Source organism: Thalassotalea atypica (genome assembly GCF_030295975.1).
Taxonomy (GTDB): Bacteria; Pseudomonadota; Gammaproteobacteria; order Enterobacterales; family Alteromonadaceae; genus Thalassotalea_F; species Thalassotalea_F atypica.
Map to the genome: position 1 here is coordinate 42,483 of NZ_AP027364.1, position 21,487 is coordinate 63,969.

At 41.6% G+C, this 21,487-nt stretch carries 18 protein-coding genes; 12 read left to right on the forward strand and 6 right to left on the reverse strand.

Translation table 11 applies throughout. The features are described from left to right. Positions 1 to 11: 11 nt before the first annotated feature. Positions 12 to 1,937, reverse strand: a complete 1,926-nt coding sequence (locus QUE03_RS00200) for a methyl-accepting chemotaxis protein (protein ID WP_286263920.1) — start codon at positions 1,935 to 1,937, stop codon at positions 12 to 14. A gap of 229 nt (positions 1,938 to 2,166) precedes the next feature. Then, positions 2,167 to 3,651, reverse strand: coding sequence for a ketol-acid reductoisomerase (gene ilvC, locus QUE03_RS00205; protein WP_286263923.1), 1,485 nt, complete (start codon positions 3,649 to 3,651; stop codon positions 2,167 to 2,169). 150 nt (positions 3,652 to 3,801) lie between these two features. On the opposite strand from ilvC, the gene ilvY reads away from it, so the two are divergent. Beyond that, positions 3,802 to 4,683, forward strand: a complete 882-nt coding sequence (ilvY, locus tag QUE03_RS00210) for an HTH-type transcriptional activator IlvY (RefSeq protein ID WP_286263925.1) — start codon at positions 3,802 to 3,804, stop codon at positions 4,681 to 4,683. A 23-nt stretch (positions 4,684 to 4,706) separates the two neighbouring features. Here the strand turns inward: ilvY and QUE03_RS00215 are convergent, their stop codons facing one another. Next, entirely contained in the window at positions 4,707 to 6,230 is a 1,524-nt protein-coding gene (locus QUE03_RS00215; RefSeq protein ID WP_286263929.1) for a YifB family Mg chelatase-like AAA ATPase, read from the reverse strand. A 353-nt stretch (positions 6,231 to 6,583) separates the two neighbouring features. Between QUE03_RS00215 and ilvG the strand changes: the two genes are divergently transcribed. The 10 genes from ilvG (at position 6,584) to QUE03_RS00265 (ending at position 18,150) form a co-directional block, all read left to right on the forward strand. After that, positions 6,584 to 8,248: an acetolactate synthase 2 catalytic subunit gene (ilvG, locus tag QUE03_RS00220; RefSeq protein WP_286263932.1), complete on the forward strand. Its 1,665-nt coding sequence runs from the start codon at positions 6,584 to 6,586 to the stop codon at positions 8,246 to 8,248. Beyond that, complete coding sequence (gene ilvM, locus QUE03_RS00225) at positions 8,248 to 8,505, forward strand: acetolactate synthase 2 small subunit (RefSeq protein ID WP_286263935.1); 258 nt, start codon at positions 8,248 to 8,250, stop codon at positions 8,503 to 8,505. Before ilvG ends, ilvM begins: the two co-directional genes overlap by 1 nt. 129 nt (positions 8,506 to 8,634) lie before the next feature. Continuing rightward, the gene (locus QUE03_RS00230; RefSeq protein WP_286263938.1) at positions 8,635 to 9,561 is read left to right on the forward strand and encodes a branched-chain amino acid transaminase; all 927 of its coding nucleotides are present in this window, start codon (positions 8,635 to 8,637) and stop codon (positions 9,559 to 9,561) included. A gap of 189 nt (positions 9,562 to 9,750) precedes the next feature. Then, the gene (ilvD, locus tag QUE03_RS00235) at positions 9,751 to 11,634 is read left to right on the forward strand and encodes a dihydroxy-acid dehydratase (protein ID WP_286263940.1); all 1,884 of its coding nucleotides are present in this window, start codon (positions 9,751 to 9,753) and stop codon (positions 11,632 to 11,634) included. Next, a complete protein-coding gene (gene ilvA, locus QUE03_RS00240) occupies positions 11,627 to 13,189 on the forward strand; it encodes a threonine ammonia-lyase, biosynthetic (protein ID WP_286263942.1) in 1,563 nt (520 codons plus the stop codon). Before ilvD ends, ilvA begins: the two co-directional genes overlap by 8 nt. A 185-nt stretch (positions 13,190 to 13,374) precedes the next feature. After that, positions 13,375 to 14,301, forward strand: a complete 927-nt coding sequence (locus QUE03_RS00245; protein ID WP_286263944.1) for an SPFH domain-containing protein — start codon at positions 13,375 to 13,377, stop codon at positions 14,299 to 14,301. A 205-nt stretch (positions 14,302 to 14,506) separates the two neighbouring features. Continuing rightward, positions 14,507 to 15,223 carry a helix-turn-helix domain-containing protein gene (locus tag QUE03_RS00250; protein WP_286263946.1) on the forward strand — a complete coding sequence of 239 codons (717 nt, stop codon included), beginning with the start codon at positions 14,507 to 14,509 and terminating at the stop codon, positions 15,221 to 15,223. A gap of 93 nt (positions 15,224 to 15,316) precedes the next feature. Further along, positions 15,317 to 16,822 (forward strand): S10 family peptidase, encoded by a 1,506-nt coding sequence (locus tag QUE03_RS00255; protein WP_286263949.1) that lies wholly within the window; start codon positions 15,317 to 15,319, stop codon positions 16,820 to 16,822. Positions 16,823 to 17,028: 206 nt separating this feature from the next. Continuing rightward, complete coding sequence (locus tag QUE03_RS00260; protein WP_286263951.1) at positions 17,029 to 17,697, forward strand: PEP-CTERM sorting domain-containing protein; 669 nt, start codon at positions 17,029 to 17,031, stop codon at positions 17,695 to 17,697. 3 nt (positions 17,698 to 17,700) lie between these two features. Continuing rightward, positions 17,701 to 18,150 carry a hypothetical protein gene (locus QUE03_RS00265; protein WP_286263953.1) on the forward strand — a complete coding sequence of 150 codons (450 nt, stop codon included), beginning with the start codon at positions 17,701 to 17,703 and terminating at the stop codon, positions 18,148 to 18,150. 31 nt (positions 18,151 to 18,181) lie between these two features. On the opposite strand, the gene ubiK is transcribed toward QUE03_RS00265, so the two are convergent. After that, positions 18,182 to 18,460 carry a ubiquinone biosynthesis accessory factor UbiK gene (gene ubiK, locus QUE03_RS00270; RefSeq protein ID WP_286263954.1) on the reverse strand — a complete coding sequence of 93 codons (279 nt, stop codon included), beginning with the start codon at positions 18,458 to 18,460 and terminating at the stop codon, positions 18,182 to 18,184. Positions 18,461 to 18,610: 150 nt separating this feature from the next. Here ubiK and rep point away from each other — a divergent pair, with 150 nt between their 5' ends. After that, positions 18,611 to 20,632 (forward strand): DNA helicase Rep, encoded by a 2,022-nt coding sequence (gene rep / locus QUE03_RS00275; RefSeq protein WP_286263955.1) that lies wholly within the window; start codon positions 18,611 to 18,613, stop codon positions 20,630 to 20,632. Between the two features lie 80 nt (positions 20,633 to 20,712). Here rep and QUE03_RS00280 read toward each other — a convergent pair whose 3' ends face one another. Further along, positions 20,713 to 21,123, reverse strand: a complete 411-nt coding sequence (locus QUE03_RS00280; protein ID WP_286263957.1) for a CBS domain-containing protein — start codon at positions 21,121 to 21,123, stop codon at positions 20,713 to 20,715. Then, a complete protein-coding gene (locus QUE03_RS00285; RefSeq protein WP_286263959.1) occupies positions 21,120 to 21,470 on the reverse strand; it encodes a P-II family nitrogen regulator in 351 nt (116 codons plus the stop codon). Before QUE03_RS00285 ends, QUE03_RS00280 begins: the two co-directional genes overlap by 4 nt. Between the last annotated feature and the right edge of the window lie 17 nt (positions 21,471 to 21,487).

Here is a 21,487-nt window from a genome sequence, read left to right on the forward strand (position 1 = left end):
TGCTGAAATAGCTAGGTTTTGTTGCCGCTGAATTCACTCACTAAACTGTCTAACGTTTCCGCCAATTGATTTAACGAAACGGCATCATCGGCCATGGTTTTTGTACTGGCCATGTTCGCTTCGGCATTATGCGTAATGTCTACCATATTAGAATTAATGTCTTTTAGGGTAATGGATTGCTCTTCAGTTGCTGTAGCAACTAAGTGATTGGTGTCAGAAATACTGTTTGTATATTCTGCGCTAATGGAAAGTATTTCTTCGGCTTTGCTAATAGAGGCAATTGTCATTGTCGACTGCTCAATGATCTGACTTATCTCTTTGTTGGCTGCAGACGATGTCACAGTTAGCTGATCCATGATGGTTTGAATTTGAGTTGTTGATGTCGATGTTTTGCCCGCTAAATTACGAACCTCTTCAGCAACGACCGCAAAACCGCGTCCATGTTCACCTGCTCGGGCAGCTTCAATCGCTGCATTTAAGGCAAGTAAGTTGGTTTGATCCGAGATAGTTTCAATAACAGAAAGTGCATCTGCAATCGTTTCCGTGTTAGTGGTGAGGTTTTCAATGACTTGAGAAACATCGGTGATCTTTTGCCCTAATTCATCTATATCTTGTTTGGTTCTGATGATAACTGAATTGATGTCTTGGCCATTTGACTGAATATTCTGGGCAATATCTGACGCGTTAATCGCATTTTGCGCTATATCAGCAATAGTTTGTTCTATCTGACTTAGTGCACTCGAAATATGTTGGGTATTGTTGTCGTTTAACTTTGAACTGGCCAAGGTTTCGCTGGTTTTGCTGTATAGCGTGTCAGAAATTGTTTTTAACTGGTGGCTACTTTCTACAATGGTGAGAAACAAATGTTCAAGTTTACTCAAAAAGGCATTATAGCCTTGAGCAACTTGCACTAACTCCTGTTGACCTGTTTCTGGTAGTCGGTAAGATAGATCGGCTTTTCCTTGGCCCATTTGTAAAAATAACTCAGAAAGCTTAGCAATAGGGTTAGTAATAGAACGCGCAATAAAAAACGCAACCAACGCTGAAATCAGCGCTACACAAAGTGTCCATAGAATAATTTGGATGCCAGCCTCATTAATAGAAGCGAAAACTTCTGCTTCTGGCACTTGTGCAACCACAAACCATTGGGCACTTTCGATAAAACTTGATGAGATCAACAGTTTGTCTTGCGCAACCATCGTATCTGTCAAATTAAATGCTTGTTGATTCAATAATGAATCGCTGGCCCTATTTCCGTATATCTCTCTAATGTGCTTGCCAATTATTGCTTTGTCTTTATGCAAAGTAATGATCCCTTCGCTGTTGATCAGATAAACAAAGCCAGATTGTTCTAATTTAAATGAATTAAGTAATTGCACCACATCTTCAAAAGACTTGGCGATCCCAGCTAAACCACGACCATTAAGCTGTTGGAAGTTAACAAATAAATCGATATCTGTTGAGTCAGGGTAAATATAAATACTGACAGAAGAAGGTTGCCCACTGTCTCGGTATGCGTAAAACCAACCATCGATATTATCGTTTTTTAATTGGCGTAAGAAACCGTCTTGGTTCCAATAATTCCCAGTCTGGCGATCAGCGAATGATGCTTTACCAAAGTTATTTTCTTCTGTAATAGACCGTAATTTTTCTACCAGCAATTGCTCACCTGTCTTATCAGCGCCTTCCTTATTCCACTGTAAGATATGAACATCATTCGCCACTTGTTTTGCAACAGCGCTCATCACTGAAATTTCTTTATCAATTTTACTACTAATAAATTTGACGGTGTTGGGCAGCTCCTGATTTAGCATTCGGCTCTCAACGGTACTTTGAGCAGTCCAATGCCCAAATGAACCAACAAGAATAGAGGTGAGCAGTACAAAAGTGATTAAGGAAAAGGTGATTTTTTGATTAATAGACAAGCTATTTAACATTGAATTTCTCTATAACAAAGTAACGGTGACAATGACGCAGACTTTAATTATAAACCTCATGAGATAGCTTTACACGGTTTTAGTTACATGCCTTACCTTTTAGATTGATTGTTTGAAATATGTGAAGAGATTGGTGTGAGTTAAAAAAGGCGATACCAGCCTAACTGTGTATCGCCCATTTGCAGCGAGCAAATTCTTAACTAGATATTATTGAATAATAAGCTTCTTTTTAAAGCTCAGATTCAACGATACGTTTCATGTCTGTCATGTAACCACGTAATTCTTGCCCCACAATTTCTACTTGGTGACTACGAATAGCTTCATTAACTTCAATTAAACGAACGTTATCAACGCCATTTGATTTATCTACAATACCTTCGCCTAAATCTTCTAATGTTAGCTTGCTAACAAAATCAGATAATAACGGTACAGCAGCGTGGCTGAATAAATAGTTACCGTATTCCGCGGTGTCAGAAATAACAACATTCATTTCGTAAAGTTTATTACGTGCAATGCAGTTCGCAATCAAAGGTGTCTCATGAAGTGACTCATAATAGGCTGACTCATCAATAATGCCTGCCGCAACCATTGCATCAAAAGCTAATTCAACCCCAGCTTTGATCATTGCGACTAAGAAAATTCCTCGGTCGTAATATTCTTGTTCAGTGATTTCTGCATCGGTATCAGCCGCTAATTCAAAAGAAGTTTCAGCTGTTTGAGCGCGCCAAGTCAGTAGGTTTGTATCATCGTTTGCCCAATCTTCCATCATGGTGGTAGAGAATGTGCCATCAATGATATCGTCCATGTGTTTTTCAAATAATGGGCGAAGAATCGTTTTTAATTCGTCAGCCATATCATAGGCTTTAATCTTGGCCGGATTTGACAGTCTATCCATCATGTTGGTAATGCCACCATGCTTAAGGCCTTCAGTTACGGTTTCCCAACCGTATTGGATTAATTTACGAGCGTAAGCTGCATCAACACCATTGGCTACTAATTGCTGGTGGCCTAAAATAGCACCTGTTTGTAGCATGCCACAAAGAATCGTTTGTTCGCCCATCAAATCTGATTTTACTTCTGCGATAAAAGATGACTCAAGTACACCGGCTCTGTCACCACCTGTCGCGCTAGCATACGCTTTGGCGATAGCCAAGCCGTTACTATTTGGATCATTTTCAGGGTGAACCGCGATTAATGTAGGTACGCCGAAACCGCGTTTATATTCTTCGCGTACTTCTGTACCTGGGCATTTAGGCGCCACCATGATAACGGTAATATCAGGACGCACTTGCATACCTTCTTCAACGATATTAAAACCGTGTGAGTAAGATAATGTCGCGCCATGCTTCATCAATGGCATAACCGCTGAAACTGCTGAAGTATGTTGTTTATCAGGCGTCAAATTCAATACTAAGTCAGCTTGTGGAATAAGTTCTTCATAGGTACCCACGGTAAATCCATTCTCAGTTGCCCATTTCCATGATTGGCGTTTCTCTGCAATGGCTGCTTCACGCAATGCGTATGAAATGTTTAAACCAGAATCACGCATGTTTAAACCTTGGTTTAAACCCTGAGCGCCACAACCGACAATGACAATGTTCCAGTCCTTAATAAAGTTACAGCCGTCGCTGAATTCGTCGCGTTTCATGAAGCGACATTTGCCTAACTGAGACAATTGCTCACGTAAGCTTAAGGTGTTGAAATAATTTGCCATGATAGTTTCCTGTCTTTCTAATTCATTGTGAAAACGTAGCTACCTACGCTCGATGTATTTAGCATAAGACAGTCATTATGTTGCTTAAAGTGATATATATGCATTATTATGTTGCAATATATGCAACGTAAGTTGAAGGCCGGAATAAACATGGATTCAAAATCACTGGCGATGTTTCATCATTTAGCCACAGCATTACATTTTGGAAGAACAGCGGAAGTTTTCCATGTTAGTCCGTCAACGCTAAGTCGAACAATTTCACGACTAGAAGAGGAGCTCGGCTGTACTTTGTTGGTTAGGGATAATCGCACCGCCACATTGACTGATGAAGGAAGCAAACTTAAGGCATACGCAGAGCAACAATTGGACCAACTGCAGTTATTAAAACTGTCGTTAAGCCAAAGCCAAGCGCAATTAACCGGAAAGCTACATATTTATTGTTCAGTGACTGCGGCCTATAGTCATTTGCCAATGCTGATTGACAAATTCAGGCAGCGCCATCCTTTGGTTGAAATCATGCTAACCACTGGGGACGCGGCTGATGCTTTACCTCAAATCCAGCAGCAACAGGCAGACCTAGCTATTGCCGCGAAGCCAGACAATTTGTCGTCGAGCTATTTTTTCAATCATTTAGCTGATATCCCGTTACACCTGATTGCACCTACCATCGCCTGCAATGTCCAACAAAAACTGCAACAAGCTATGGTTGATTGGTCACAAGTGCCGATCATTTTGCCCGAACATGGCTCAGCGCGGACTCGCTTTGAAAAATGGTATCGCACCATGCAGTTTGGTAAGCCGAAACTTTATGCGACCGTCTCTGGCCACGAAGCCATTGTCAGTATGGTGGCGGTTGGTTGTGGCGTGGGTATTGCGCCGCAAGTTGTGATTGAGAATAGCCCCGTCAAAGATCGTGTTTATGCACTGGATATTGAGCACAACATTGATCCGTTTGAGCTGGGCGTTTGTTGCTTGAACATTAGAAAAGAACAACCACTGCTAAAGGCATTCTTTGATGCCATTAATGCCTAACGAATTGTATTATTTCACTTTATTTAAACAGCTACTGCCTCAGTTAAGTGACGAATAATTCTGTCCATCGCGCGATACGACAATGCCTCGATTAAATGCTCATGAGCGATTTGATCAAGGCCATCCATGTCAGACAAGGTACGCGCTATTTTTAGAATCTTATGATGCGCCCTGGTTGAAAGCCCCAGCTTTTCAACCGCTAGCTCCAAAAATTCATTATCGTCTTTAGTCAACTGACAATACTGACGAATTTCGGCGCTGCTCAACTGTGAATTTGCTTTTCCCTGTCGTTTAATTTGCCGTGAACGGCAGTTTTGTACTCGCACTCGAATGTCTTTACTGGTTTCTTGAGCCTTATCGCTATTTGACCACATGCCCTTAGGCAACCTTGCTACTTCAATTTGGATGTCAATTCGGTCAAGAAATGGTCCTGAAAGTCGATTTAAGTAACGCAAAACTTGCTCAGGTGTACTGCGCTTGTCGTTATAAAATCCGGTAGGGCTTGGATTCATTGCCGCAACCAATTGGAAATTGGCTGGAAAAGTCACCTTTTGCATTGCTCGTGAAATAGTTACCTCGCCTGACTCCATTGGCTCTCGCAACACATCTAGCACTTTACGTTCAAATTCGGGTAATTCGTCCAGAAAGAGTACACCGTTGTGTGCAAGAGAAATTTCACCTGGTTTGGGTTGTCCTCCACCCCCAACAAGCGCTGCGGAGGAAGCGGTATGATGCGGCGCGCGAAATGGTCGCACCAGCCAGGTTTTTTCATCTATGGTTTGCTGACTGATGGACTGAACCGCAGCAGACTCAACCGCTTCTTGTTCAGTCATTGTTGGAAGTATTCCTGGTAACCTGCTGGCCAACATAGTTTTTCCTGTGCCAGGAGGTCCAACAAAAAGTAAGTTATGCGCACCGCTTGCGGAAATTTCTAATGCGCGTTTGGCCAAGGGTTGGCCCACAACTTCGGCAATGTCTAAATGACAATTAACTTCGGGTACAGCTTTCAGTTGTGTATCCAACAAGGGCAATTGATTTTGCCGTGCGAAATGCGGATAGAGTTGTTGCAAATGTTCAATCGGGATCAGCTCACTGTGCTGAACCCAGCGTGCCTTTTCACCATTGTCTTTAGGCAGTATCAACTTTCTGCTACTGTCTCTGCAAGCGAGTGCTACTGGTATTTCACCAATAATGGGGCGTAACTCACCAGACAATGCGAGCTCTCCAACAAATTCATAATCTTCAATGTCTTGTTTCGGTAGCTGCGAAGAAGCAACGAGTATACCTACGGCGATAGGTAAGTCGAATCGTCCACCTTCTTTGGGGAGATCCGCAGGTGCTAAATTCACGGTAATGCGTTTAGCTGGAAACTCGTACCCACAGTTAAGTAGGGCGCTGCGCACACGATCTTTGGCTTCTTTGACAGATGTTTCTGGTAAACCAACGATTGAAAAAGCCGGTAAACCATTTGAAATGTGCACTTCGACAGTGACTAACGGTGAGTCGAGCCCAAGCCTGGCACGACTATAAACTTTGGCGAGAGACATAAAAAATCCATTTAAAATCAATCCATAACCTATCAAGTGTAGTCATTAAATTGGCGTGTCGCTAATTCGTTATAACAAGAACCAAGATAAATGCTAAAAAAACAATAACAAAAAGGCTTGCTAATCGTTCTAGAGCTATGGTACTAATTTAAAAAGACAAACCAATTTAATATAATTTCAGAAAAACTAAATAAATATGCAAATAACAAGCGCAGTGATTATTAACATTCTCGTCGTGGTGATTATTAAATCATCGCGGGGATACTTGTTGCGCTAGAAAATTCTGAAATTAGCAAATACAAACCCCCGCTCCGAAAGGACCGGGGGTTTTTCGTTTTAAAGGATAAAGAAAAATGGTTAACGAAAGTTCATTCACCGGTGGGTCATTGTTGTTCGAGGTGCTTAAACAACATGGTGTCCAGCATGTGTTTGGTTACCCTGGTGGCGCGATCATGCCTATTTACGACGCACTCTATGACAGTGATGTTAGCCATTTTTTATGTCGACATGAGCAAGGTGCTGCTTTTTCTGCCATCGGTTATGCGCGTGCTTCGGGCAAAGTAGGGGTATGTTTTGCGACATCTGGTCCAGGCGCCACTAACTTAATCACTGGACTTGCAGACGCATTGGCCGATTCAATCCCTATCGTCGCAATTACAGGGCAGGTAGCTACAGCGGCCATGGGCTCTGACGCATTTCAGGAAATAGATATTTTCGGTTTGTCACTTGCGTGTACTAAACATTCCTTTCAAGTCACTGATGTAAATGATTTACCTAAAGTGCTTCATAAGGCCTTTGCTATTGCTTTGGAAGGGCGTCAAGGCCCTGTTTTAGTGGATATTCCTAAAGACATTCAATTGGCCAATGTGACAAGCACACTTGAAGATTTCTCCAAATTGAGAAATAAAGTTCATTTGCCACCAGCCAATGTTGGCCGTGCTATCGCTTTGTTAAACAAAGCCAAAAAACCAGTACTTTATGTTGGCGGCGGCGTTGGTATGGCTAGTGCGATAGATGAACTAAGAGACTTTGCCAATACAACGCGCATGCCCAGCGTATCAACCTTAAAAGGTCTAGGAACGGTAAATTCAGATAACGAATATTACTTAGGCATGCTAGGAATGCATGGCACTAAAGCGGCGAATATTGCCGTGCAAGAATGTGATTTATTGATTGCTGTTGGCGCGCGTTTTGATGATCGGGTTACAGGTAAGCTAAAAGAGTTTGCGCCGAATGCCAAAGTGATTCATTTTGATATCGATACGGCAGAAATAGGCAAGCGACGCGCTGTTGATGCAGCAATTTTGGGTGATTTGAAAATCAATTTACCCGCTATGGCAATTCCATTGAATATCGATGACTGGCGCATGCAATGCCAGCACATGAAAGACAGCTTTGCATGGGATTATAACCATCCAGGAGAAAACATTTTTGCTCCAGCTGTTTTGCACGAAATCAGTAATAGAATGCCACCGAAAACGTGTGTGACCACTGATGTAGGTCAGCACCAAATGTGGGCGGCACAGCATATGTCGTTTGATGACCCCAGTGACTTCTTAACTAGTGGTGGGATGGGCACCATGGGTTTTGGTATTCCCGCAGCAATTGGCGCACAAGTGAGTCGCCCCCATGACTGCGTTATTGGCGTTACTGGAGACGGTTCTTTTATGATGAATGTTCAAGAACTTTCGACAATAAAACGCTTTCAGTTACCAGTGAAAATAGTCCTGATTGATAACGCAAAACTGGGCATGGTACGCCAGTGGCAAGATTTGTTCTTCGATGGTCGATTAAGTGAAACAGATTTATCCGATAACCCTGATTTTGTTGCGTTAGCCAGTGCTTTTGATATCAAAGCAAAACAGATTACCAAAAAGAGTGAAGTGGCTGAAGCGATTGAAGAAATGTTAGATCATGATGGCCCTTATTTATTACAAGTGAAAATAGACGCAGCTGAAAATGTATGGCCTTTAGTACCACCTGAAACTGCTAACGACCAAATGATGGAGAAGACGTAATGAATAACTACCAATTAACCATCAAAGTTGATGACAAACAAGTGGTGTTAGAACGGATCTTACAAGTGACTCGTTATCGTGGGTTTTTGATTAGCGGTATCCACGCAGAAGTGAACACAGGAACCCATATAGGCACCATAGTTTTATCGGTCCGAAGTGAGCGTCCCATTTCACTATTGACCGATCAAATCAACAAACTGATCGACATCAAAGAAGTCAAAGTAGACAATGATGTGGCACAGCAAATTAATGCGTAACAAGTTATAATTTGCGGGTAAATATTGCTTAGGTATTTGGTTGAGTAATTAATACCCGTTACAAACAATAGTTAACGATGGATAACCCATACGTTAAATGGATAGAAATAGACTAATTAGGAAAAGAAAATGGCAAAAGTTAATGCAGAGCTGATTTGGTTTAACGGCGAACTCATGCCTTGGAAAAACGCTACGGTTCACGTAATGAGCCATGCATTGCACTACGGCTCTTCAGTTTTTGAAGGCATTCGTGCTTATAACACCCATAAAGGTACGTGTATCTTTCGATTGCAAGAACATGTCGACCGTTTATTTGATTCAGCAAAAGTTTACCGTATGAACATTCCTTACAGCAATGAAGAAGTGGTCAAAGCGTGTAAAGATGCTGTTGTTAAAAATGAGCTGAAATCTGCTTACCTACGCCCATTGGCATTTTTAGGCGATATCGGTATGGGACTTCGTCCACCATTAGATGCTAAAGCAGATTTAATGGTCGCAGCGTTTAGCTGGGAAGCCTATTTAGGTGCTGATGCTATTGAAGGTGGAGTTGATGTTGGGGTTTCTAGTTGGAACCGTTTAGCACCAAACACAATGCCAACAGCAGCAAAAGCTGGCGGTAACTACTTGTCTTCACAGCTTATTTCTATGGAAGCAGGTCGTCATGGCTATACCGAAGGTATTGCTTTAGATGTTAACAATATGGTCAGTGAAGGAGCGGGTCAGAACTTATTCTTAGTGCGTAAAGGTGTGATCTATACACCATTGAGTACTTCGTCAATCCTACCGGGATTGACGCGTGACGCAGTCATGGCATTAGCCAAAGATTTAGGCTATGAAGTGCGTGAAGAGCCTATCTCACGTGAATCACTATACCTTGCGGATGAATTCTTTATGACGGGGACAGCAACCGAGATCGTACCGGTGAAAACTGTTGATGGTTTACCCGTTGGTAGTGGCTCTCGTGGTCCAGTGACTAAATCTTTACAAGAAGCCTTCTTCGGTATTTTTGATGGTACCACAGAAGACAAGTGGGGCTGGCTCGAAAGCGTTGAATAACAAGCCTTAAGAGCTCATTTCTGTGTTGGGAATGCTCACTTATAGTTATAAGCAGCGCGTTCCCGCCTTTAAATTGAGCTCTTAATTTCTCGTTTTCTTTACGCTCAACAGAGCTAAAGAAGACAAATACTCATCGTTATAAATATAACAAATTTTTTAAATGAACATTTTTAGTAGGAAGAGAAGATAATGCCAAAACTTAGATCAGCAACATCAACCCAAGGTCGTAATATGGCGGGTGCACGAGCATTGTGGCGCGCTACGGGGATGACGGATGGTGATTTTGGCAAGCCGATTATTGCTGTGGTTAACTCTTTTACTCAATTTGTACCTGGGCATGTTCATTTAAAAGATATGGGACAACTGGTTGCTGGCGCGATTGAAGAAGCGGGAGGGGTTGCCAAAGAATTTAACACTATAGCGGTAGATGATGGAATTGCGATGGGACACAGCGGTATGCTTTATAGTTTACCTTCTCGCGACTTAATAGCAGATTCTGTTGAGTACATGGTCAATGCTCATTGTGCTGACGCCATGGTGTGTATTTCGAACTGTGACAAAATTACACCGGGGATGTTAATGGCAGCTATGCGCCTCAATATTCCGGTCATTTTTGTTTCCGGTGGCCCAATGGAAGCAGGAAAAACTAAACTGTCAGATCAAATCATTAAACTTGATTTAGTTGATGCGATGATTCAAGGGGCGGATCCTAAAGTATCTGACGAGCAAAGTGATCAAATTGAACGCTCTGCCTGTCCGACTTGTGGCTCTTGTTCTGGTATGTTCACCGCTAACTCAATGAACTGTTTAGCTGAAGCTTTAGGCCTAGCGTTACCGGGCAATGGCTCAATGTTGGCCACTCATGCAGATCGTGAACAGTTATTTTTAAAAGCAGGCTCACAAATAGTTGAATTGACAAAGCGCTATTATCAGGACAACGACGAAAGTGCGTTACCACGTAACATTGCTAATAAAGACGCGTTACATAATGCCATGTGTCTAGATATCGCTATGGGTGGATCAACTAACACAATATTGCATTTATTAGCGACAGCTCAAGAAGCTGAAATTGATTACACCATGGAAGACATGGACAAGCTTTCTCGTATTGTGCCGCAATTATGTAAAGTTGCTCCGTCAACGCCTGAATATCATATGGAAGATGTCCATCGCGCCGGTGGTGTTATTGCCATTTTAGGTGAGTTAGCACGTGCAGGTTTATTGAAAACCGATGTACCTAATGTACTTGGAACCTCACTAGCTGATGTTATTGAAAAATATGATATCAAAATCACTTCTGATGAAGATGTTAAAAAATTCTATCGTGCCGGTCCTGCGGGTATTCGTACCACCAAAGCATTTAGTCAAGATTGTCGATGGGACACATTGGACGATGATCGTGAAAGCGGCTGTGTTCGCTCAATCGATAACGCGTTTTCAACGGAAGGCGGTCTAGCTGTACTTTCTGGCAATATTGCTGTTGATGGTTGTGTCGTTAAAACCGCTGGCGTAAGTGATGATAATTTGACTTTCACAGGCCCAGCTCATGTTTTTGAAAGCCAAGATGATGCCGTAGCGGGTATTTTAGACGGCAAGGTTGTAGCCGGAGAAGTCGTGGTTATTCGCTACGAAGGTCCTAAAGGTGGTCCTGGCATGCAAGAAATGCTTTACCCAACGACATACCTCAAATCAATGGGCCTAGGTAAGGCGTGTGCGTTGCTAACGGACGGTCGTTTTTCAGGTGGTACATCAGGTTTATCGATTGGCCATGTATCCCCAGAAGCCGCAAGTGGAGGTGTGATTGCGCTTGTGGAGCAGGGCGATATTATTCATATTGATATTCCAAACCGTTCAATTAAATTAGAAATATCTGATGAAAAACTAGCGGCGCGCAAGGTTGCCATGAATGCTAAAGGTAAGGCGTCATGGAAACCTAAAGATCGCGTACGTCCAATCAGTTATGCTCTTAAAAACTATGCCATGTTGGCAACAAGCGCTGACAAAGGTGCTGTACGTAACAGAGCATTACTCGACGGTGAAACTCAGCCTGCAAAAGAGGCGGATAATGACTAAAACCAATCCAGACAAAATCACGCTAAGCCAAGAAGAAATCGCTTTAGATTATCTAAGGCGCATACTGTTGGCACCGGTTTACGACGTTGCGAAAGAAACCGAGCTTACACCTCTCAACAAGCTCTCGTCGCGTTTAAATAATCAAATTTTTTTAAAGCGTGAGGACCAACAGCCAGTACATTCGTTTAAGCTCCGCGGTGCCTACAATAAGTTGAGTCATTTAAGTGAGCAGCAATGTTTGCACGGCGTTGTTGCTGCAAGTGCTGGTAACCATGCTCAAGGGCTTGCGCTGGCGGCCAGCAAACTTGGCATCAAAGCGACTATCGTGATGCCGATCACTACGCCTGAAATTAAAGTTGATAACGTAAAACGTTTAGGGGCCGAAGTACGCTTAATTGGAAAAAGTTTCAACGAAGCACAAACGGCTTCACAAGGAATATCTGAAGACGAGAACAAAACGTTAATTCACCCATTCGACGATCCAGATGTTATTGCTGGTCAAGGCACGGTTGCTAAAGAACTGCTGCAACAATTACCTCATGCGGATGTGGTGTTTGTCCCTGTAGGAGGCGGAGGCTTGCTTGCTGGAATGGCAGTCTATTTAAAGCAGCTGCGTCCTGAAATAAAAATTATCGGGGTTGAAGCTGAAGATTCTGCTTGTTTATTAGCGGCGATGGAGCAGGGCGAACCAACGGATTTAAGTCATGTCGGCTTGTTTGCTGATGGCGTTGCGGTGAAACGAATCGGTGAGCATACTTTTGGTTTAATAAAACACTATTGCGATGATGTGATCACTGTTTCTAGTGATGAAATTTGTGCCGCAATAAAAGATGTTTTTGAACACACCCGAGTTATTGCCGAACCCGCAGGGGCGCTGTCACTTGCTGGCGTGAATAAGTATTGCCAAACCAGTCAAGGTAACGAATCAATAGTTGCCATCTTGTCAGGTGCAAACATGAATTTTCATAGCCTTCGTTATGTGTCTGAACGCTGCGAATTGGGTGAGCAGAAAGAAGCGGTACTCGCGGTGACAATTCCTGAAGAAAAAGGAAGTTTCAGAAAATTTTGCCAAGCGTTGTCGGGCCGAGGCATTACTGAATTTAATTATCGTTATGCGGGAAGTAAGGAAGCGAATATATTTGTTGGGGTTAAAATATCAGGCGGTGTTGAGGAACGTGTCTCTTTATTGCAAAACCTCACACAATCTCAATATCAAGTACGAGACTTTACTGACAATGAACTCGCCAAACTGCACGTAAGGTATATGATTGGCGGTCAAAGTGCTGAGAATAAAGATGAGCGTATTTTTAGGTTCCAATTTCCTGAATACCCTGGGGCGTTAGAAAAATTTCTAGATACGTTAGGAGAACATTGGAATATTACCTTATTTCATTATCGCAACCATGGCGCCGCGTTTGGCCAAGTTTTAGCGGGTTTTGAAGTCAATGACAACCAGCAATTGGCTTTTTTCAGACACCTAAAAGACTTAGGTTACGAGTGGCAAGAAGAAACACAAAATCAAGCCTATCACGCTTTTCTTTCCAACAATAAATAAGCTTAACTTATATAAAACAGCCAGTTAATACAAAGTTTTTGCTGGTTGTCTCCTTTTGAATTTTCACAAATCCACATCTCTATATATCTTTTGGTTATTTCAGTCTATTTGCAAGAAACAAAAATGTATGACATATTATGTCGGTCGGGTCCTGTAAAACTCGCCGATAAAACAGGAGTATTAATATGCAAAATAACGGATTAGAAAATAAATCACTCAATACAAAAAGTGTGGTCAAAAACTCAAAAGTTGTGGCTGCATTAGCTGTCGCAGCAGCAATATTTTGGACGGTTTTTTATACGATTGATGAAGGTCATGTTGGTATTGTGAAACGTTTTGGTGAAGCCACAAGTCAAGTGAATCCTGGTCTTCATTTTAAAGTCCCATTTGCTGATTCAGTCGAAGAATTAGAAATTCGAACTCGAAAAAACGCAGAAACACTAAAAGCGTCTACATTCGAGCAAATGCCAGTCCAAGCTGAAGTCTCTGTGAACTGGACTGTGATTCGTCCAGAAGCTTTCGAGCTATACAAAAATTATGGCGGATTAGATCAGTTTGAAAATCGCATACTGGATCCTCGTTTGCGCTCAGCAGCTAAAGATGCGTTAGCGCGTTTTAAGGCCGAAGAAATTGTTCAAAATCGCGGTAAGGTAATTCAACAAATTGAAGAAACCTTGCTTTCTACCATGGCTGAGTTTCCTGTAAAACTAGATAGCGTGCAGATAGAAAACTTAATTCTACCGGCAAAGTATTTGCAGAGTATTGAAACCAAGCAAACCGAGAAAAACTTAGCGGCGGCAGAAAAACACCGTCTTGAGCGTCAAAAACTCGAAGCACAGCGGGAGGTGAATACCGCAGAAGCCAAACGTGATGCAGAAAAAGCCCGAGCAGATGGCTCAGCCTATGCAATTACCACAGAAGCACGCGCTGAGGCAGAAGCAATAAAACTCAAAGGTCTTGCTGAAGCAGAAGCGATTCATAAAAAAGCAGAAGCGATTAAAACAAGTAAAGTCCTAGTTGAGTACGTCAAAGCGCAGCAATGGGACGGTAAGTTGCCCACTACGGTGATGGGCTCAGGGCAAGATATTTTGTGGAACATGAAGGAAAAGTAACACAACCCATTTTGCTTTTATTTTGAATATTAAAGCCAAGCCGTCGCTTGGCTTTTTTTATGTCTAATGACTAATCGCCAAAAATCAGGGCATATTCTTTAACATTCACGATTATTCAGCTTCATATTTCTATAGGAATAACTAAGAATAGGTATCAGGCAGCCGGCTAAGTCCTACAACACTCATTCAATACAAGGACAAACTTATGACGTTAGGTGAACAGATAAAACAATTAAGACAAGCAAAAAATTTAAGTCAGCCAGAGTTGTCAGAATTGGCAAGTATAGAACAATCTTACTTATCTAAATTGGAAAACGACAAATCAATACCTTCGAATGAAATATTTAGGCGCTTACTCAGTGCGCTAAATATTAACCTTGATGATTTTTTGGCGCTATTTGAACAATCGGAAATTAAATCGACATTGAAGCAAATTGCCGATGTCGATAATTGGTTGACACAAAAAGCACAAATAGACTTCAAAAAGAGGCGACATTATTTGTTAACGTCCTGTGTGTTTATTGTTATTGCAGTGACGCTATTTTTTACAGGTTTTACAAAATTATTGTTCAGTGAAACGAAATACATTTATCGCTCAGAGGGGGTTGTTTTGGATGGAGAGCCCAAAGATATTTTTCAAAATTGGATCAGACTAATGCCACGCGCAGAAGCTCATACCGTCAGAGAAAATAAGCGATTGGAAATGGAAAAGCGTAAAGATGTAGACGTGATTGTAATGGATGATTGGCGCGGAGAAACTCTATCAAAGCCTACCGAACGAGGCGTTAGATATTACCAATTCTATAAAGAAGAAAAGGTCAAACAATCCATCAATGCGTGGCTGCAAGTGATTGCCGTGTTTCTGTTTTCATGTGGCATTATGGGGTTTGTCTTGGAAAGGAAGTTATTTGGTCGCACTTAACCTGCAAAAGTGGTAATTCGGCGATAAATTCTGACAATTCCCTCATCTTATTCTAGGCTGTCTAATCTAATGCAAAGATAAGGCAGCTTTTTAATGAAAAGAATAATATTACTCGTGTCTTTGTATGTTTGTACCTTGAGCCAAACTTGGGCAGACAACAAACGTACATTAGAGATTGACGCTAAAAATACAACCGAGCATACAACGAAAATCAAAGGGAAAAAAATTAACTATTCTGCAACTACGGGCACTCAACCTGTGTGGAATAGCGATGGCGATCCTACAGCAACATTATTTTATACCTACTATCAACGTACAGATGTTAAAAATAACAGCACTCGTCCATTGTTAATTTCCTTCAACGGTGGCCCCGGATCAGCTTCAGTGTGGATGCACGTAGCTTATACAGGCCCTCGTGTATTAAATGTTGATGATGAAGGTTATCCGTTACAACCTTACGGTGTGAAAACAAACCCTTATTCTGTCTTAGACGTTGCCGACATTGTTTATGTCAATCCAGTAAATACCGGTTACTCACGCGTTTTGCCAACTAAAGAAGGAAAAATGCCGAGCAAAGAAGAGCAGAAAAAGATGTTCTTTGGTGTGAATGCGGATGTGAAATATTTAGCCGAATGGATCACCACCTTTGTCTCACGTAACGAACGCTGGCGCTCACCTAAATATTTAATTGGCGAAAGCTACGGCACAACCCGTGTTTCTGGTCTTTCCTTAGAGCTACAAAATCGCCAATGGATGTATCTAAACGGTGTTATTTTGGTTTCGCCTACTGATATCGGCATTAAGCGTGATGGTCCGGTTAAGTCGGCCAATCGTCTCCCATATTTTTCCGCAGCAGCGTGGTATCACAATGCATTAGAACAATCTTTACAAGATAAAAAACTGCTAACCCTTCTCAATGAGGTTGAAGATTTTACCGTCAATGAGTATATGCCGGCGCTTGCCAAAGGTGGTTTTATTTCAGCACAGGAAAAACAAGCGATTGCCAACAAAGTGTCTCACTATTCGGGCTTAGCGGTAGAAGAAGTTCTTAACAGTAATTTGGACATTGCCACTTCATACTTTTGGAAAGAACTTTTACGAGATCGCAAGCAAACTATTGGTCGTTTAGACTCGCGCTATTTAGGTATCGACAAGCAAGTGGTCGGCAGTAAACCTGATTACAATGCCGAGCTGACTTCTTGGCTTCACAGTTTCACACCTGCAATTAACTATTACCTGCGTGAAGAGCTTGATTATGTTACTGACACTAAATACAACATGTTTGGTCCGGTCAGACCGTGGAATAGACAAAACAATAAAACAGGTGAAAATTTGCGTCAAGCAATGGCACAAAACCCCTATCTTAACGTGATGATTCAAGCAGGATACTTCGACGGTGCGACCAACTATTTTGATGCTAAGTATACTATGTGGCAATTAGACCCAAGTGGGATAATGAAATCGCGTTTATCGTTTAAAGGGTATGAAAGTGGTCATATGATGTATCTTCGTCGTGCTGACCTAGAGCAGTCCAATGAAGATATTCGTGCTTTTATGAAAGCGTCTTTGCCTGCTAAAAATAAAGCAGCTAAGTATTAATCTAAATACTAATGTCACAATGGACAAGTCATTTATTAACTTGTCCGTTGTGAGCAGCATATTATTGTCAGCATTGTTTACATATATTCACTTCAAGTAATTTTGTTCAATACAACTAATTGATATTTTTGTAGTTAATATTTGGCTCTTTTATTGCTAATACATGGACAAGTCAATATTTTCGGTACTATGGACAGGAGTGTTGAATGAAAAATTTAACTTTGAAAACAATGGCAATGTTAGTGTTGATGTCGTTGGCAAACGCAGCTCATGCTGCCTTTATAACCATTGATGAAGCTGGGCTAGATGCAGTGTTCTCGCAGGCAGTTTTTGGCAATAACACCATTGATATTAGAATCGGGCCAGCGGTGGAACATGTTGATCCAAACTTGTTAAATATGGATTCTCTTGCCAAATGGAACACCTTAAATGGTAATCATTATGGCGGTGTGAATACAGTTAATTTCTGGTTCTTAGATGATTTAACATGGTGCGGTAACATAAATGTGAATTATGTCGGCTGTGGAGATTTACCTGGTAACGATTTTGTTGTGGAATCAGTCTTTGCCAGTGGTCCTAATAATGCCGAACTTCTTGCTCATGAACTTGGTCACAACTTGAATTTAGCTCACCGTAATGGGGTTGGTAACTTAATGGATCCAACCATCAATGGCGGGATTGGATTAAACGATGCTGAAGTCGCAACTATTTTAGCCAGTAACCTGGTACAAACCGATGCTAATAACCGTTTATTCATCAATATCTTACCTGTTTTAATAGTGGCTGAAGCTACGCCCGACATTCCGGAGCCGGAAACGTTAACCTTGATGCTATTGTCACTCATGTTTCTTGTCCGTAAAAGAGTGTCAAAATAGTTAGTGACTAATGTACGAGAGTTTTTACTGGCGTTAACGTTACTGCTGATTATGGTTAGGCCTCTCATGGCACATGAATGGAAAACACTCTGTGTGGATGGTCAATTCTGTTTTGATTATCCAGCAGAGCTTATTGCTGATAGCAGTATAACTATTGATTCTACGGCTGGTACATTGTCGAGTGAATCAATGAAGCTAATGTATGATTATGGTCGCTACTCTTCTGATTTTGATGAATTATCTGATGCAAAAATCACAGAGGTAATAGTAGATGGAAAAGATGCGATAAAATTTATCAGTCAAAAAGTTATCGCACTACATGTTGCACAAGTAAGGGAAATCCCAGGCATGGGCTCATACATGAAGCTTTCTATCGAAATTCAATTCGTTGATGATACTGACCATCAATTAGCACAAAAAACATTCGAATCAATTCGCTTTCTCATTGAGTAAAAGCAAATTACGTCTTCGATTTAATGTGATGCTACGTGTCTTTTTGCGCCAATAACTGCTCCAGTTGAGCAAATTTTTCTTCAAACTCAGTAAGTTTTGCTTCCAATATTGTCGCCTTTTCACGGGTTTTAATCAGCACCTGTGTTTGCACATCAAACTCTTCTCTTGTCACCACATCAAGCTGCGATAGTTTGCGCTGCAAAACTGTTTTAGTTTTGTCTTCAATATCGGTAGCCATGTTTTTTAGGCTTGGTGGGATTGATTCTGAAACTTGTTTGGCGATTTCTTCAATTTTTTTAGCGTTAATCATAATTTCTACACTTAGTGGTTAATTCCCCATATTGTAAACAATTCCCTTAATAATCCCATGAGTATTACAGATAAATTCTGTTTGATTACTGTAGTTAGCGGTAAAAAAAGGTAAAATCTGCGCCTTGAAGCCTTTACGTAACCTAATTAAATGAAGTTAAACCCTCGTCAGGATGAAGCCAAAAAATACATCAGTGGCCCTTGTTTAGTGCTTGCTGGTGCAGGCAGTGGTAAAACCGGTGTGATCTGTCAAAAAATAGCGTACCTCATCCAAAAATGTGATTACAAAGCGCGCAATATTGCCGCAGTAACTTTTACCAATAAAGCGGCCCGTGAAATGAAAGAGCGTGTCTCAAAAATGTTGGGCAAAGACTTATCCAGGGGGTTAACCGTTTCTACATTCCACTCATTAGGACTAGATATTGTCCGCCGAGAAATAAAAACTCTAGGTTATAAACCTGGTTTCACCTTATTTGATGATCAAGACACGCTGGCATTATTAAAAGAGCTGACGGAAGAAGAGTTAGACGGTGATAAAGATTTGTTAAGTAAGCTCCAGTCGATGATCTCCAACTGGAAAAATGACTTGTTACTACCCGATCAGGTACTAAAGCAAGCAGGTGATGCTGATATAGCCGAGTATGCTGAATATTATCAGCGCTACCATCAACATATGCGCGCATACAATGCGCTGGATTTTGATGATTTAATTCTTATTCCTACGTTGTTATTAAAAAATTACGCAGAAGTTAGGGAACGCTGGCAGAAAAAAATTCGTTATATGCTGGTAGATGAGTATCAAGATACTAACGCCAGCCAATACGAACTCGTTAAACTGATCACTGGCGAGCGCGGACGTCTGACCGTAGTAGGTGACGATGATCAATCTATCTATTCATGGCGCGGTGCGAAACCACAAAATCTGGTACTACTGGGGCAAGATTACCCGAATTTGAAATTGATCAAGCTTGAGCAAAACTATCGCTCAAGTGGCCGCATTTTAAAGTCAGCCAATATTTTGATTGCTAATAACCCGCATGTTTACGATAAAGCATTATTTAGTGAGCTAGATTACGGCATGCCGTTGAAAGTGCTGCAAACTAAAAATGAAGAACATGAAGTGGAACGTGTAGTGGGTGAGCTCATTGGTCATCGATTCTTAAATAAAACTCATTACAAAGATTATGCAGTACTTTATCGCGGCAACCATCAGTCAAGGTTACTTGAAAAAGCGTTAACCACTAACCGTATTCCTTATAAAATCAGTGGTGGTACTTCGTTCTTTTCTCGAGCAGAAATCAAAGACGTGATGGCCTATTTACGTGTGCTAGTAAATCCTGATGATGATAATGCGTTTTTGCGAATCGTTAATGTGCCACGCCGTGAACTTGGTCCTGCCACGCTGGAAAAGTTGGGTAATTACGCCAACAAGCGAAAAATAAGTATGTTTGCTGCAAGTTTTGAATTAGGTTTAGAACAGACATTGACTGGACGCGCCTTGGTCAATGTACAAAAATTCACCCGTTGGCTTGTTGAAACTGCCGATCATGCCGAACGTGGGGAAACGCCTTCAGTATTGCGTAAAATGATCCGCGACATTAACTATGAAGACTGGTTATACGATACTTCGCCTAGCGGTAAAGCTGCTGAAATGCGCATGAAAAATGTCACCGAATTATTCAGTTGGGTCACGCAAATGTTAGAAGGTGACGACATGGAAGAACCGATGACACTGGCGCAAGTAGTTACGCGCTTAACTCTACGTGACATGATGGAGCGAAACGAAGAAGAAGAATTCTCTGATCAAGTGCAATTGATGACCCTGCACGCATCAAAGGGACTTGAGTTTCCGTATGTGTTTTTAATAGGCATGGAAGAGGGGTTATTACCCCATCAAACCAGTGTCGATGAAGGCAATGTCGATGAAGAGCGCCGATTAGCCTATGTAGGTATCACCCGCGCACAACGTGAGATGTTTTTCACCTACGCTAAAGAGCGTAGACAGTTTGGTGAGTTGGCACGTACTGAACCTAGCCGTTTTTTGCATGAATTACCTCAAGACGATCTAATGTGGGAAAATGATCGACCGCAAAAATCTCATGAAGAAAAGAAACAAACGGCACAAAAAGGTGTTGCTAACCTACGAGAAATGTTGAAAAAGAAAGACGGTTAATCATCAATTACTCATCGTAGCTTGTATCAGATCTTTATGCTATGTCGTATAAAGATCTGATCGGTAAACTGAAAAGACTATTATTCAAATTGATCGTGTTCAAATGCGTTAAGCAGTAATTCTTTATAGCCAACCAGTCCGAGAATTTCTTCTGAATCTATCACCGGTGCACAAGACAAACCAAATTTTTCAAACAGACGAGCACAGTAACGTACATCCATTTGAGGTGGTACAGAGACCACTGGCTTGGACATAATTTCGTATATGTTGACCCTATCTAGTGAGCGATCTTTGGCTAATACATGCTTGGCGATATCCGCGAGTAATACAATACCATAGGCGTCATGTTCATTCCGCTTTTCAACAATAACCACACTGGTATTTTGCTCTTTCATGGCTGTTAGCGCGTCTCTCACTGTTTTCATGCCATCGAGCATGACAAAGCCTTCAGTCATCACTTCTTGTGCTTTGATTTGTACTTTACTGTTCACAGTTCATTCTCCACTGCTGACGTTAATTGGCTTATTTGGTGGCTAATACCAACAGCGTCTTCAACGTCAAGTTGAAACGCAATACCGGTACCGGGCTTTTCCTCAAATTTACCGACACGGGCAATTTCTTCTAAAATATGGCGACTTAAATGTTCTTCTACTAAAAATAACAGCACATCCCGTTGAGTCTCTAAGCTCAGACCAAAAAAAGTCTTCGATTGATTCAACCCTTCACCGCGGGCGTTATTGATGACAGTGGCACCAGTAGCTCCGGCTTTTCTAGCGGATTTCATCACGTCATCAGTGGCGCTGTTTTCAACGAACACAATGATCATTTTAAAATGCATGTAATTTTCTCCAAGCG

What these genes read in the sequence shown, in the direction of transcription:
- ilvA (WP_286263942.1), top strand. Translation starts at nt 11,627, where the DNA reads ATGACTAAAACCAATCCAGACAAAATCACGCTAAGCCAAGAAGAAATC.
- rep (WP_286263955.1), top strand. Translation starts at nt 18,611, where the DNA reads ATGAAGTTAAACCCTCGTCAGGATGAAGCCAAAAAATACATCAGTGGC.
- ilvD (WP_286263940.1), top strand. Translation starts at nt 9,751, where the DNA reads ATGCCAAAACTTAGATCAGCAACATCAACCCAAGGTCGTAATATGGCG.
- ubiK (WP_286263954.1), bottom strand. Translation starts at nt 18,460, where the DNA reads ATGATTAACGCTAAAAAAATTGAAGAAATCGCCAAACAAGTTTCAGAA.
- QUE03_RS00230 (WP_286263938.1), top strand. Translation starts at nt 8,635, where the DNA reads ATGGCAAAAGTTAATGCAGAGCTGATTTGGTTTAACGGCGAACTCATG.
- QUE03_RS00260 (WP_286263951.1), top strand. Translation starts at nt 17,029, where the DNA reads ATGAAAAATTTAACTTTGAAAACAATGGCAATGTTAGTGTTGATGTCG.
- QUE03_RS00200 (WP_286263920.1), bottom strand. Translation starts at nt 1,937, where the DNA reads ATGTTAAATAGCTTGTCTATTAATCAAAAAATCACCTTTTCCTTAATC.
- QUE03_RS00285 (WP_286263959.1), bottom strand. Translation starts at nt 21,470, where the DNA reads ATGCATTTTAAAATGATCATTGTGTTCGTTGAAAACAGCGCCACTGAT.
- QUE03_RS00255 (WP_286263949.1), top strand. Translation starts at nt 15,317, where the DNA reads ATGAAAAGAATAATATTACTCGTGTCTTTGTATGTTTGTACCTTGAGC.
- ilvM (WP_286263935.1), top strand. Translation starts at nt 8,248, where the DNA reads ATGAATAACTACCAATTAACCATCAAAGTTGATGACAAACAAGTGGTG.
- QUE03_RS00245 (WP_286263944.1), top strand. Translation starts at nt 13,375, where the DNA reads ATGCAAAATAACGGATTAGAAAATAAATCACTCAATACAAAAAGTGTG.
- ilvY (WP_286263925.1), top strand. Translation starts at nt 3,802, where the DNA reads ATGGATTCAAAATCACTGGCGATGTTTCATCATTTAGCCACAGCATTA.
- ilvC (WP_286263923.1), bottom strand. Translation starts at nt 3,651, where the DNA reads ATGGCAAATTATTTCAACACCTTAAGCTTACGTGAGCAATTGTCTCAG.
- ilvG (WP_286263932.1), top strand. Translation starts at nt 6,584, where the DNA reads ATGGTTAACGAAAGTTCATTCACCGGTGGGTCATTGTTGTTCGAGGTG.
- QUE03_RS00250 (WP_286263946.1), top strand. Translation starts at nt 14,507, where the DNA reads ATGACGTTAGGTGAACAGATAAAACAATTAAGACAAGCAAAAAATTTA.
- QUE03_RS00215 (WP_286263929.1), bottom strand. Translation starts at nt 6,230, where the DNA reads ATGTCTCTCGCCAAAGTTTATAGTCGTGCCAGGCTTGGGCTCGACTCA.